11 protein-coding genes and 1 pseudogene are annotated in these 12,739 nt (G+C 61.0%); 8 read left to right on the forward strand and 4 right to left on the reverse strand.

Annotation, left to right across the window (positions count from 1 at the left end):
- Window positions 1-70: 70 nt before the first annotated feature.
- On the forward strand, window positions 71-2,722 hold the full coding sequence (locus IB250_RS10650) for a sensor histidine kinase (protein ID WP_192344065.1): 2,652 nt from the start codon (window positions 71-73) through the stop codon (window positions 2,720-2,722).
- A gap of 48 nt (window positions 2,723-2,770) precedes the next feature.
- Window positions 2,771-3,469 (forward strand): response regulator, encoded by a 699-nt coding sequence (locus IB250_RS10655; protein ID WP_192344066.1) that lies wholly within the window; start codon window positions 2,771-2,773, stop codon window positions 3,467-3,469.
- 127 nt (window positions 3,470-3,596) lie between these two features.
- Here the strand turns inward: IB250_RS10655 and IB250_RS10660 are convergent, their stop codons facing one another.
- A complete protein-coding gene (locus IB250_RS10660) occupies window positions 3,597-4,637 on the reverse strand; it encodes a patatin-like phospholipase family protein (RefSeq protein WP_123494485.1) in 1,041 nt (346 codons plus the stop codon).
- Window positions 4,638-4,856: 219 nt separating this feature from the next.
- On the opposite strand from IB250_RS10660, the gene IB250_RS10665 reads away from it, so the two are divergent.
- The 3 genes from IB250_RS10665 to IB250_RS10675 all read left to right on the forward strand — a co-directional run bounded on the left by IB250_RS10665 (window position 4,857) and on the right by IB250_RS10675 (window position 6,975).
- Window positions 4,857-5,135, forward strand: a complete 279-nt coding sequence (locus tag IB250_RS10665; RefSeq protein ID WP_123357718.1) for a hypothetical protein — start codon at window positions 4,857-4,859, stop codon at window positions 5,133-5,135.
- 44 nt (window positions 5,136-5,179) lie between these two features.
- Window positions 5,180-5,947, forward strand: coding sequence for a CHAD domain-containing protein (locus tag IB250_RS10670; protein WP_192344067.1), 768 nt, complete (start codon window positions 5,180-5,182; stop codon window positions 5,945-5,947).
- 230 nt (window positions 5,948-6,177) lie between these two features.
- Window positions 6,178-6,975, forward strand: a complete 798-nt coding sequence (locus tag IB250_RS10675) for an acyl-CoA thioesterase (protein ID WP_192344068.1) — start codon at window positions 6,178-6,180, stop codon at window positions 6,973-6,975.
- Between the two features lie 12 nt (window positions 6,976-6,987).
- On the opposite strand, the pseudogene IB250_RS10680 reads toward IB250_RS10675, so the two are convergent.
- The 3 genes and pseudogenes from IB250_RS10680 to IB250_RS10690 all read right to left on the reverse strand — a co-directional run.
- A pseudogene (locus IB250_RS10680) lies at window positions 6,988-7,251 on the reverse strand (terminase); the annotation flags it as partial.
- 216 nt (window positions 7,252-7,467) lie between these two features.
- Entirely contained in the window at window positions 7,468-8,949 is a 1,482-nt protein-coding gene (locus IB250_RS10685; RefSeq protein WP_192344069.1) for a methyl-accepting chemotaxis protein, read from the reverse strand.
- A gap of 203 nt (window positions 8,950-9,152) precedes the next feature.
- Complete coding sequence (locus IB250_RS10690) at window positions 9,153-9,962, reverse strand: TatD family hydrolase (protein ID WP_008071698.1); 810 nt, start codon at window positions 9,960-9,962, stop codon at window positions 9,153-9,155.
- A gap of 235 nt (window positions 9,963-10,197) precedes the next feature.
- On the opposite strand from IB250_RS10690, the gene IB250_RS10695 reads away from it, so the two are divergent.
- The 3 genes from IB250_RS10695 (at window position 10,198) to IB250_RS10705 (ending at window position 12,726) form a co-directional block, all read left to right on the forward strand.
- A complete protein-coding gene (locus tag IB250_RS10695) occupies window positions 10,198-11,619 on the forward strand; it encodes a transglycosylase SLT domain-containing protein (protein ID WP_192344149.1) in 1,422 nt (473 codons plus the stop codon).
- 103 nt (window positions 11,620-11,722) lie between these two features.
- Complete coding sequence (locus IB250_RS10700) at window positions 11,723-12,157, forward strand: DoxX family protein (protein ID WP_192344070.1); 435 nt, start codon at window positions 11,723-11,725, stop codon at window positions 12,155-12,157.
- Window positions 12,158-12,417: 260 nt separating this feature from the next.
- The gene (locus IB250_RS10705) at window positions 12,418-12,726 is read left to right on the forward strand and encodes a class I SAM-dependent methyltransferase (RefSeq protein ID WP_192344071.1); all 309 of its coding nucleotides are present in this window, start codon (window positions 12,418-12,420) and stop codon (window positions 12,724-12,726) included.
- Window positions 12,727-12,739: the final 13 nt, after the last annotated feature.

Below are 12,739 nucleotides of genomic sequence, written 5' to 3' on the forward strand. Positions count from 1 at the left end.
AGACGCGGAGCGTCCCGGGCTGCATTCCCACGCAGAGCGTGGGAACGATCAATTAGAGAGAACTTCAAGCATGAGTGACTCCGGCCGCGCCGACGCGCTGTTAGCAGACCTGCCCCGCGATGGCCGTGGCCGGCTCAAAGTGTTCCTTGGCGCCGCCCCGGGGGTCGGCAAGACCTACGCCATGCTGCAAGCCGCCCACACTCAACTGCGCCAAGGCGTGAAAGTCATGGCCGGGGTGGTCGAAACCCACGGTCGCGCCGAAACCGAAGCGCTATTGGCTGGCTTGCCGCAGCAACCGTTGGTGCGCTCGGAATACCGCGGCGTGATGCTCGAAGAAATGGACCTCGACGGTCTGCTGGCCGCCAAACCGAAACTGGTGCTGGTGGACGAACTGGCCCACAGCAACGCCCCCGGTAGTCGCCACGCCAAGCGCTGGCAAGACATTCAGGAATTGCTGGCTGCCGGCATCGACGTGTTCACCACGGTCAACGTCCAGCATCTGGAAAGTCTCAACGATCAGGTGCGCGGCATCACCGGCGTACAGGTGCGCGAAACCCTGCCGGACTGGGTGCTGCAAGAAGCCTACGAACTGCTGCTGATCGACCTGCCATCGCGTGAGCTGCTGGAGCGACTGCGCGATGGCAAGGTCTACGTGCCGGAGCAGGCGCGGGCGGCCATCGATGCGTTTTTCACCCAGACCAACCTCACTGCCTTGCGCGAATTGGCGATGCAAACCGCCGCCGCTCAGGTGGATAACGATCTGGCCCAGGGGTATCGCCAGTTGGGGCAGGCCGCGCCGGCTGTGCGCGGTCGCTTGCTGGTGGGCGTCGATGGCGATGCTCAGGCCGAGCGCCTGGTGCGTCACGCCAGTCGTGTGGCCCAGCGTCGGCATCTGCCGTGGAGCCTGGTGCATGTGGACAACGGCCGTGTGCGCGACGAGCAGTCGCGCCTGCGCCTGCAAAACGCTCAGCAACTGGCCGAACGCCTCGGGGGGGAAGTGGTGTTGCTGCGCGCCGGTGAGGTGGCGAAAACCCTGATCCAGCACGCCGCTGAACGACGCGCCAGCCTGGTGCTGGTGGGCCAGTCGCGCCAGCGTTTGCGTCGACGGTTGTTCGGTGGCGGTCTGGCCTCACGTTTGCTGCGCGATGCTCGCGGGCTGGAAATCAACGTGCTTGACAGCGATCACGAACAGCATCAGCCGCGCCAACGCTCGGAGCAATCGCTGGTCTGGTTCGACTACGCGTTGGCGCTGCTGGCAACGGTGCTTGCCAGTGCTCTGGCTTGGGCGGTCTCGAGCGTCTTGCCGCTGCCCAACATTTCGCTGGTGTTCCTCGCGGCGGTGTTGCTGGTGGCGGTGCGCAGCAGTCTCGGCCCGGCATTGGCCTGCGCGGCGCTGTCGTTTCTGACCTATGATTTTTTGTTCATTCCACCGACGTTCTCTTTCAGCATCCAGCGTGAAGAAGACGTGCTGACCTTGCTGTTCTTCCTGCTGATGGCGGCCCTCACCGGCAACCTGGCGGCGCGACAACGGCGGCAATTGCAGGCCTTGCGCGACACCCAGGAAGAAACCAGCGAACTGCTCGACCTGTCGCGCAAACTCACCGCTGCCACCGACCGTCAGGCCGTGGTCAGCGCTGCGGCGCAGCACCTCAATGGCTGGACCGACCTGAAACTGTGCCTGCTCAATCGCGATGGCCAGAGCGGCTGGAAAGTCGAAACCGGCGGGCCGCTGGAGTTCTCCGAAGCCGAGCGCGCCGCGGCCGATTGGGCCTGGCAACACGACCAACCGGCCGGCGCAGGCACCGGTACTTTGCCGTTCGGGCGCTGGTGGTGGTGGCCACTGTCGGTGGATGATGGGCCGTTGGCGCTGCTCGGCGTGTGCGCCAAGGAAGGTCAGACCCTGAGCGGCCAGCGGCGGCGCTTGTTGACCGCGTTGAGCCAACCGCTGGCCCAGGCATTGGCCCGCGCGCAACTGGCCGATGACCTTGAGGCGGCGCGCTTGCATGGCGAAACCGAGCAACTGCGCAGCGCGCTGTTGGCCTCGGTGTCCCACGATTTACGCACGCCGTTGACCTCCATGCGCGGCAGCATCGACAGCCTGCTGGCGCTTGGCGAGGCGATTCCCTTGGAGGACCGCCGCGAACTGCTCGAAGGCACCCGCGATGAAGCCGAACGGCTGGATCGCTATATTCAAAACCTGCTGGACATGACCCGGCTCGGGCACGGCGCCCTGAAGCTGGCGCGAGATTGGGTGTCGCCGGCCGATATCGTCGGCAGCGCGCTCAATCGTCTGCGCGCGGTGCTGGCATCGTTGCAGGTCATTACCGAAGTGCCGGCCGAGTTGCCGCTGCTCTATGTGCATGCCGCGCTGATCGAACAAGCGCTGGTCAACGTATTGGAAAACGCCGCGCGTTTCTCTCCCCCCCGCGGGCGTCTTGAATTGCGTGCCGGGGCCACTGACAGCGAGCTGTTTTTTTCCGTGAGCGATGAGGGGCCGGGGATTCCCGAGGAGGACCGGGCGAAGATTTTCGACATGTTTTACACCGCCGCTCGCGGTGATCGCGGCGGGCAGGGCACCGGGTTGGGGCTGGCGATCTGTCAGGGCATGGTCGGTGCCCATGGCGGGCGGATCAGCGTCGCCGACGGCATCGAAGGGCGCGGCACCTGCATCACGCTGCACCTGCCGTTGCAGACTCAACCGGGATTGGACAGTGAAGCCTGATCTCGCCTGCGCTACTCTCTTGCCACTTCTTTGTGTTGATATGAATTCATGAGCCAGACTGCGACCATTTTGGTCATCGACGACGAACCGCAGATCCGCAAACTCCTGCGCATCAGCCTCGCCTCCCAAGGCTACAAAGTGCTGGAGGCCGGCACCGGCACGGAAGGCCTGGCCCAGGCCGCATTGAACAAACCCGACCTGCTGGTGCTCGACCTCGGCCTGCCGGACATGGACGGCCAGCAGGTGCTGCGCGAGTTTCGCGAGTGGTCGGCGGTGCCGGTACTGGTACTCTCGGTGCGCGCGAGCGAAGGGCAGAAAGTCCAAGCCCTGGATGGCGGCGCCAACGACTACGTGACCAAGCCGTTCGGCATCCAGGAATTTCTGGCTCGGGTGCGCGCCTTGCTGCGTCAGGCGCCGACGGGTGAGGTTCAGGAAGCGGCGCTCAGTTTCGGCCCGCTCACCGTGGACCTGGCTTATCGCCGGGTGCTATTGGACGGCGCCGAAGTGGCGCTGACGCGCAAGGAATACGCCGTACTGGCGCAACTGGCGCGGCATCCGGGGCGGGTCATCACCCAGCAGCAATTGCTCAAGGACATCTGGGGCCCGACACACACCGAAGACAGCCACTATCTGCGGATCGTGGTCGGGCACTTGCGGCAGAAACTGGCGGATGATCCGACTCAGCCGCGGTTTATCGTTACTGAGGCGGGGGTTGGGTATCGGTTGTTGGGTGAGGGCAGTCTTTAGTTTTTGTGTTGGATTATCCGGCCCCATCGCGAGCAGGCTCGCTCCCACACTGGATCTGCGTAACTCTGAAGATCCCCTGTGGGAGCGAGCCTGCTCGCGATGGGGCCCTCACATTCACCCAGGAACCTCAAGACTCCCGTTCATTCTCATACCGATCCAGCGTGTCCCGCGCAATCTCGCGCCCCAGCGCGATCAATTCCGGCGCCTTGTAGAACTCGAAAAACCGGCATACCCGCTTGGGCACGTTGATCAGTATATCCGGCGGATATCCGGCAATCTTGTACTGCGCCAATGAGGTCTGCATCACCTCGAAACTCTGGTTGATCAGGTCCAGCAAGGACGCCGGCCCGACGTTGTCGATGATGAACGAGCCGGTGGCGGATTTCGGTGCGCCGTTGCTTTCCGGGGCCGCCGCCGGTTGCTGGCCTTCGGGCTCGGCGGATTCGATCCACGGATTGATATCGGCCGCTTCGGCCATCAGCGCTTCCTTTTCCAGCAGCAGCAATTGCTCGGCCTGTTTGCGGCGGAAGGGCAATTTCGAGCCCAGCGAGTTGATCAGACTGTCGAAGCGGGTCCTGAACGCGGCCGGGCGCTGGATCACCGGCAGTTGATAGTGGCGCTGGTTGGTGGAGTTGAGGTTGACCGCGATGATCAGGTCGCAATGGCTCGACACCACCGGCACGATCGGCAACGGGTTGAGGATGCCGCCGTCCACCAGCATTCGATTGCCCTGCATCACCGGCGTGAACAGGCTGGGGATCGCCGCCGAGGCGCGCATGGCCTGGTGCAGGCAACCTTCCTGGAACCAGATTTCCTGCTGGTTGGTCAGGTCCGTGGCCACCGCCGTGTAGGGAATGCGCAGGTCTTCGATGTTGATCTCGCCGACGATCTTGCGGATCTGCCCGAAGACCTTTTCCCCGCGAATCGCGCCCAGGCGAAAGCTGACGTCCACCAGACGCAACACGTCGAGGTAATCCAGGCTCTCGATCCAGTCGCGATAATCCTTGAGTTTACCGGCGGCATAGATCCCGCCGACCACTGCGCCCATGGAGCAACCGGCGATGCAGGCAATGTCGTAGCCGCGCCGTTCGATCTCTTCAATGACGCCGATATGGGCGTAGCCCCGGGCGCCACCCGAGCCCAACACCAGTGCGACACGCTTTTTCATGAATCGACCTCTCTGACAAGGTTCAACAATGCACCCATCGAGGGGCACGCTTCAATCGCTATGGTCGTTCGACGGGGCAATAGCGTCGTTTTTTGACACTCAATAAAGGCGAATGGGTATCCTCGCGAGCGCTATAGTTTCCACTGCGGGTCCAAGGCACTTTTCACGCGCCAGGCCGTCTTAGCTGCACGACTGTTTATTATCTTTGAGGTGTGAGTAATGAAAGCCTGGATCTGTGTGCCGTTGATTGCCCTGGCACTCGCCGGTTGTGCCGGTAAAACCGCTTACCGTGACAGCTGCGGTAGCCAGCTCGACGCCGCCTGGCATGAGCTGGACCTGGCCAAGGTCGAGGGCTTTGCCGGGACTGTCAGCTACTCCAAGGCGCTGTCGTTGCTGACCGGTGCCAAGACCCAGCAACAATTCGAAGCCTATGAGGGTTGTACCAAGAAAGCCGAGAAGGCGCGCTTCTACATTCGTGAGTCTCGCGCCGGCCGTTGAAGCATGCTATAGCCAATGGGGGTATTCGATTCAGGGAGCAAGCGATGTCTGCCTTGGTTGATCGGTTGGTGGCTCACGTTCTGAGCCTGGACATTCGCCTGCTCGCCTGTCAGGCACGCTTGAGTACCCGAACCGACTCTGAAGCGCTGCACGATCTACGCACCACCGTGCGGCGTTTGCGCAGCTTGCTGCGGCCCCTGCGCGGTTTGCCCGGGGTCGAGCAACTGGAAGGGGCGGCATCCCGGGTCGGTGACCTGACCACGCCGTTGCGCGATCGCGAAGTGCTGGCGGCGTACCTGCTGCAGCACGATCAACCCGAGGCCGCGCACCGGCGCATGGCGCGGATGGACGAGGCTTATCCCATCGTCGCGGCGAGCCCGGAAGTGGCGCAGATGCTGATGATCCTCGATGCCTTTCCGCGTTTCCTGCGCGCTTCCCAGCGTCAGGGTTTGCTCAAGGGCTTGCGCAAGCGCATCGAAAAACGCCTGGGTAAACAGTGGAAGAAACTCGACCAGGCCCTGCATGATCCCGCCCATGACCGCCATCGCCTGCGCCTGCTGATCAAGCGCGTGCGCTATGGCATCGAAGCCTACCCCGAACTGGATCGCTTGCCGGAAGCGGCCCTGCCCAGACTGAAATCGGCGCAGGCTGCCTTGGGCGATTGGCACGACAGCTGGCAGTGGCTGGACCGCGCCAAAGAAGAGCCCGATTTGCAGCCTTGTGTCGCGGTCTGGAAAACCACCTTGGCCGAGGCCGAAGCACGCGCCGACCGCGTCCTCGACAAACTCAGCGCCGCCTGCTTCAAATCCTGAACACACTAAAGATCAAATGTGGGAGCGAGCCTGCTCGCGATGGCGGCATGACAGCCAGCATCAATGTTGAATGTCATGGCCTCATCGCGAGCAGGCTCGCTCCCACATTAGTTTGTGTGTTCAATGTTGGCACGGCTCATCTGTCAGTGATTTTGGCCGGAATAAGCGCTGTATCGGCTTTGCGCGCTGGTTAAGATCGTTCCATCCATTTTCTTGCCTCTGAGGTTTCCATGCACTTTTCCGATCTGCTCGACGCTGTGCGCAGTCAGCCGCAGGAGCTGTCTATTCCGGCCGAATGGGGCCAGGGCCGGGCGAGTTTTGGCGGGCTGATAGCCGCCTTGCAATACGAAGCCATGCGCGCAAAAGTCCCGGCGGATCGTCCGGTGCGTTCGCTGGCAATCACCTTTGTCGGCCCGGTCGAACCCGATGTGCCGGTCAGTTTTGAAGTCGATGTGCTGCGCGAAGGCAAAGCCGTCAGCCAGGTGCTGGGCCGGGTAATGCAAAAAGGGCAAGTGGTGACGTTGGTCCAGGGCAGCTTCGGCGCCTCGCGACCTTCCGAAGTGGCGGTCACGGCCAACGCTGCGCCCGAGATGAAACACTGGGACGACTGCCAGGAAATGCCTTATATCAAAGGGGTGACCCCGGAATTCATGCGTCATTTGGCAATGCGCTGGAGCATCGGTGGCCTGCCGTTCACCGGCAACACCTCCCGCGAGATGGGGGGGTGGGTGCGCTTGCGTGGGGAGGTGAAAGACGAGACGGCCAGCGAGGCGCATATTCTGGCGCTGGTCGACGCCTGGCCACCGTCCTTGTTGTCGCATCTGAAGAAACCGGCGGCAGGCAGCACGCTGACCTGGACCATCGAATTCGTCCAGCCGTTGCTCGCGTTGAGCACGCTGGACTGGTGCAAGTACTTGGTGGAAATCGAGTATGCCGCTGACGGCTACGGGCACGCCGCCGCAAAACTGTGGAGCGAAGACGGTCAGTTGATCGCCATGAGCCGGCAGACCGTCACGATTTTCGCCTGATCAATGACGACGGTCTTTGCGATTACTGAACGGCTCGCCGGTTTGCGCCTCCAGGCGGTGATCGTGACGCTTAAGGCCCAGGGCGGCGAGCAGGCCGATGACACCGATCGCGATGCTCGCCAGATCCAGGCTGAACACCCCCGAGACCATCAGCAAAAACGCCACGATGAACAGCAGCACGGCAATCAGGTGCAACACCTGATGGGCCGAGTGCTGGTGATTATGCGGGTACGCTCGCCATTGCCAGGCGGGAAGGTTGGGGTGACGTTTGCCCATGATGCTTATCCTTTATTCGTGAGGCGCTTGAATAAAGAATAGGCTTGGCGCAAGCCATCGGCGAATCAAGGCTGGCTATCGGCGCAATAGGTGTGATGGTCAGGATTGATGTTGCTCGGTCTGACGCCTTCGCGGGCAAGCCCGCTCCCACAGGTAATGCGCAAATTTTAAAATAGCGCTAATCCTGTGGGAGCGGGCTTGCCCGCGATGGGGCCGTCACAGTTTCAGCTGACCTATGGCCTTGTTCAATTCCCCCGCCAACATCGCCAACTCATTGCTGGTGATCGCCGAATTCACGGTCTGCTGCACGGTATCCTCGGTGACGTCGCGAATGCTCACCACCGCCCGATTCATTTCCTCCGCCACATGGCTCTGCTGCTCGGCCGCCACTGCGATCTGCGTATTGCTTTCACGCATCTGCGCCACCGCTCCGGTGATTTCGGCCAGGGCCACACTGGCTTCCTGAGCCTGCTGCATGCAGTCGTCCGCCTTGTACGAGCTTTCCTGCATGAAATCCACGGCGTCCCGAGTGCCGGCCTGCAGCGCTGAAACCATGGTGGTGATTTCGTCGGTGGACGCCTGGACTCGCTTGGCCAGGTTACGCACCTCATCGGCGACCACCGCAAACCCGCGACCCATTTCCCCGGCCCGGGCCGCTTCGATGGCCGCGTTAAGGGCCAGCAGGTTGGTCTGTTCGGCGATGCTGTGGATCACGCTGACCACGCCGTTGATCTTCTGGCTGTCCTCGGCCAGACGCTGAATCATCTCGGCCGTTTGCTGCACGCCGGTGGACAACCCGCCAATTGATTTCTGCACCCGTCTGACCACTTCCTGGCCGCTGCCGGCCAGGGTGTCGGCGGTTTGCGAGAGGTCGCGGGTGGCGCCGGCATGTTGGGCGATGTGATGGACCGTGGCGGTCATTTCGTTGATCGCTGTGGCGGCCTGATCGGTTTCGCTTTGCTGACCGAGCATGCCGTGGCGCACCTCGTTCATGCTCGAGGCCAGCCGCGCGGCACCGACGTCCAGTTGCCGGGCGGTGTTGGCGACGGTGTTGACCACCCGCTGGTAACCGGCCTGCATGGCGTTGAAAGCGTTGGCCATCTGCCCGACTTCATCCTTGCAAGCCAGCGGCACACGGGCCGACAGGTCGCCGCTTTTCTCGACATGGAGCATCACGTCTTTCAATGTATTGAGCTGGCTGAGCAGGAAGCGGATCAACAGTTGCGACGCGCCAAGCATTGCCAGCATCAGGATGAATACCGCTACCGCATAGTGGGTGAAGCGTTCGCCGAACACTTGGCTCAGGCTCGGGCCATGGGCAATCACCGCGATTTGTTGACCATCGGGGCGAGTGAGTACCTCGGCGCCCATCAACGGGTTTTCACCGAACAGCGGCATAGCGTTGATCTCGACCCAACCATTGGTATCGGTCAGCTCCAGCAGCGGTTGCCCATTCAGTAACGGCGCCTGTCCGCGATTGAAGGTCAGCAGGTTATCGACCTTGGGCAGCGGCTGCCCGGCAGGCCAGGCATCGAGCAATCGCGCCTGGGCCTGAGCCGAAGCCTGGACGGCTTGGCTGCGGGCCTGTTGTTCAAGCTGCACGGCGTACAGCACTAGCAACAGGGTGGTGACGAAGGCAACGGCGTTGACCGCCCAGAATTTGTATTTCAGCGAGATGTTGCTAAGCCAGGCACCCATGGAGGTCTTCTCTGATAGCGGAAACAGTTTTGGCAAGGTGCCAGTATTGTGCCGCTATGCAGGGATTCAGATGTTGATGCAGGTCAACGAGCACAGCCTATCCAAATGTGGGAGCGAGCCTGCTCGCGATAGCGGTCTGTCAGCAACATGAATGCTGCAGGTGCCACCATCGCGAGCAGGCTCGCTCCCACAGGGAATTGTGGTTATTGGGGAATCGAAGGCAACCCGTAGAATGCCCGTGCGCATGCTGTGGTGTGGTTTGCCAGGTCTTCCTGGCTTTCCCCACGATGCAACGCCACCTCACGCAACACTTCAGTCAGATACGCCGGCTCGTTGCGGCCATTCTTCGGCTTGGGGCGCAAACTGCGGGGCAGCAGATACGGCGCATCGCTCTCCAGCATCAAGCGCCCGCGTTTAATCTCTTTGACCAGTGGATGCAGGTGTGTACCCCGGCGCTCGTCACAAATCCAGCCAGTGATGCCAATGTGCAGATCCAGATCGAGGTAGCTGAACAGCGCCTTCTTTTCACCGGTGAAGCAGTGCACCACGGCGGCTGGCAACTGGTCGCGGTAATCACGCAGGATCTCCAGCAATCGTTGGCTGGCATCGCGCTCATGCAGGAACACCGGCAATTGCAGTTCGACCGCCATCGCCAGATGTTCTTCCAAGACTTTTTCCTGTTGCGGGCGGGGCGAGAAATCACGATTGAAATCGAGGCCGCATTCACCCACGGCCACCACGTTCGGCTCCTTGAGCAAACTGCGCAGACGCTGATCACTGTCGGCGTTCCAGTCGCTGGCCGAATGTGGGTGAATACCTGCCGTAGCGAACAGCCGTTGAGCGCTTTCGTCCAGTTGCTGGCACAGCTCCAGCGCCTGTTCACTGCCCTCGACGCTGGTCCCGGTGAGCACCAATTGGCAGACCCCGGCAGCATAGGCACGGTCAAGTACAGCCTGGTGTTTGTCGGCGAAACTGGGGTTGGTCAGGTTGACGCCGATATCGATGAGTTGCATGGTGCTACCTCGGACCAAAGGCCGGAAAGCATATCAGAGCTGTGGATTTATAAGAAAAGCCAAGAACTACAACCAGTTAAAGCTGTCTGTTGAGGCCGCGAGGCAGGTCGGGTTGGTAATTTGCCATCACTGTGCCACTCTCACGCACTTTGCCGGCGCTTCAGGCGCTCTGTTTCTGTCGCTCGACGTCATGAAATCATCCATGAAGTCGACCCGTATTCTTTCCGGAGAGTGGATGATTCGTCCCTCGGTTTTGTTACTGCTGTGTTGCTCGTTGCTGCTGCCCATGCCGGCGGTTGCACGTCTGGCCGGGCCGTTGCAAGCCGTGCCGGCGGCCAAGGTCCGCGACCTGGCGGAGATTCGCAGCGGCCGCGTGTTGCGGGTGTTGGTCAACCAGAGCCGCAACAGCTCCGGTGAAGTCCAGGGCCAGGCCATCGGCGTCGAATACCACCGCCTGCGCGCGTTCGAACAGTACCTCAATGGCCATGCCCGCGATGGCCAGGAAATCACCCTCAAGATCATTCCCAAGGCCAAGGATCAACTGCTCGGCGCGTTGCAGCGCGGGGAGGGTGACTTGGTCGCGCCGGGGGAATTACTCGATCCGCAATCGGGCCTCGCGGTCAGCACCAGTCAACCGATTGCCAGCAATGTGCCGTTGCTGCTGGTGGGGATTAAAGGCGAACGACGTTACACCCGTCTGGAACAACTCTCGGGCAAAACCCTTGCGCTGCCCACCGGCAGTGCCGCCGGGGATGCGGTCAGTCAGATCAATCAGAAACTCGCGCTGCACAAACTGCCTCCGGTGAAGATCGAGTGGGTCGATCCCAGCCTGGCGGTCGAGGACGTTCTGGAAATGGTCCAGGGCGGGATCTTTCATCTGACGATTGTCGAGCAACCGATTGCCGAGCGCTGGGGCAAGATCCTGCCCAAATTGCGCTTCGATCGACAGGTCATGATCAGCGAGCCAGGGGAGGAATACTGGTTCGTGCGTCGCGACGCCTCGATGCTGCGTTCGAGCATCGATCGCTTCCTGACGACTTACAAGAAACCGTCGGACCAGGATGCAGCGTTCCTGCGAATCTATCGACGCCTGTATCAAGTGCACTATCCCTTGGCCAAGGCCGATCGGCAGCGCCTGGAAAAACTTCGACCAGTACTGCAAAAACATGCCGAAGCTCAAGGCATGGACTGGCTGAACCTGGCAGCGCTGGCCTTCAAGGAGTCGGCGCTGCAACCCAATGCCAGAAGCGGTAGCGGCCCCACCGGCCTGATGCAAATCACCCCGTCCGCCGCCCAACGGGTTGGCGTGAGTAATATTCAAAACCTCGACGCCAATGTGCAGGCCGGCGCCAAGTACCTGGCGATGATCCGCCGCAAGTTTTTTGCCAGCCCCAAACTCAATGAGCGCGAGCGCATGGCGTTCGTGCTGGCGGCCTACAACATGGGACCGGAGCGGGTTCAAGGCATGCGCGCCGAGGCTCGGCGACGCGGCTTGAATCCTAACCAGTGGTTCTTCCAGGTCGAGCGCATTGCCATGGAGCAGGTGGGAATGGGGGCTGTCAGCTATGTTAATAGCGTGAACAAGTATTACTTGGCGTTCGATCGGGAGCGGGAGTCGTTGGAGCCCCAGGGGCAAAAAGTGGCCTCACGGAAATGATCGACTAAGCTGATTGTTATGGTGCGTTTTTTGCGCTTTTAACATGAGTTTTACTGATTAATATAGCGGCCAACCAACACACACTCACAATGGATGACACAGCATGAGCACTCTGATCAACAAGGTACTGTTCACTCGCGCGGGCTACGGTCTGACGATTCTGCGTATTTTCGTCGGCATCATCTTCGCAGCCCATGGCTCACAGAAACTCTTTGGGGCATTCGGCGGCTACGGCATTGCCGGCACTGCGCAGTACATGGAAAGCATTGGATTGGCGCCGGGCAATGTGATGGCGATCCTGGCCGGTGGTACCGAATTCTTCGGCGGCCTGGCACTGATCATCGGTCTGCTGGTACGCCCGGCAGCGCTGGGGCTGACCTTCCTTTCACTGGTGGCTATTTTCACGGTGCACATCAGCAACGGTCTGTTCATGGCTAACAACGGTTATGAGTTCGCCCTGGCTTTGCTTGGTGGCAGCCTCGCGGTGCTGATCGAAGGTGCAGGCAAACTGTCGGTAGACCGCGCCATCACCAACTGACTGCCCTGGCTCAACGAAAAGGCCTGCATTGTGCGACGCACTGTGCAGGCCTTTTTTGTTGCTGGTGATTCTTGACACTGTCCGGTCAGCTTCTCTAGGATGCTGCCCATGCGCCGATTTAAACAGCTACTTGCGGGGCGCCAGGTGACTCATTCAGTTGCCGATAGAAGCTTGAAACAGGCTTCGAAATACCGCTAAAGCGCTGGTTCGGTGTTGCCTCTCACCTGCCATGCAGACTTTTGAGGCAGAGACACGACACAATGAATGCATTAAGCCCCGTTATACGCCCCGCGCCGATTACGGCACACCTCACCCAGCGCAATCCAAAAATCCTGCTTGGCGGCAAACATCAGCCGACGCTTTTGCGTTACCTCGACGGCTGGCCACGTCGTACCGGTGGGCCTGCTGCCTTCCTGATTCAGTTTGTCGACGACGGCGAGTCACTGGCACGGTTTGCCAACGACAGCTTCGATCTGGCGGTGATTCTGGCACCCGACGCCGAGGATGCGCCTGAAGTGATCAGGCAGCTGACTCGCGTGGCTCGCCAAGGGCTGATTACTCGCCGCTGAAAGAGGCCTGCGT

This window comes from Pseudomonas sp. PDM09, assembly GCF_014852305.1.
In the GTDB taxonomy this organism is placed as follows: domain Bacteria; phylum Pseudomonadota; class Gammaproteobacteria; order Pseudomonadales; family Pseudomonadaceae; genus Aquipseudomonas.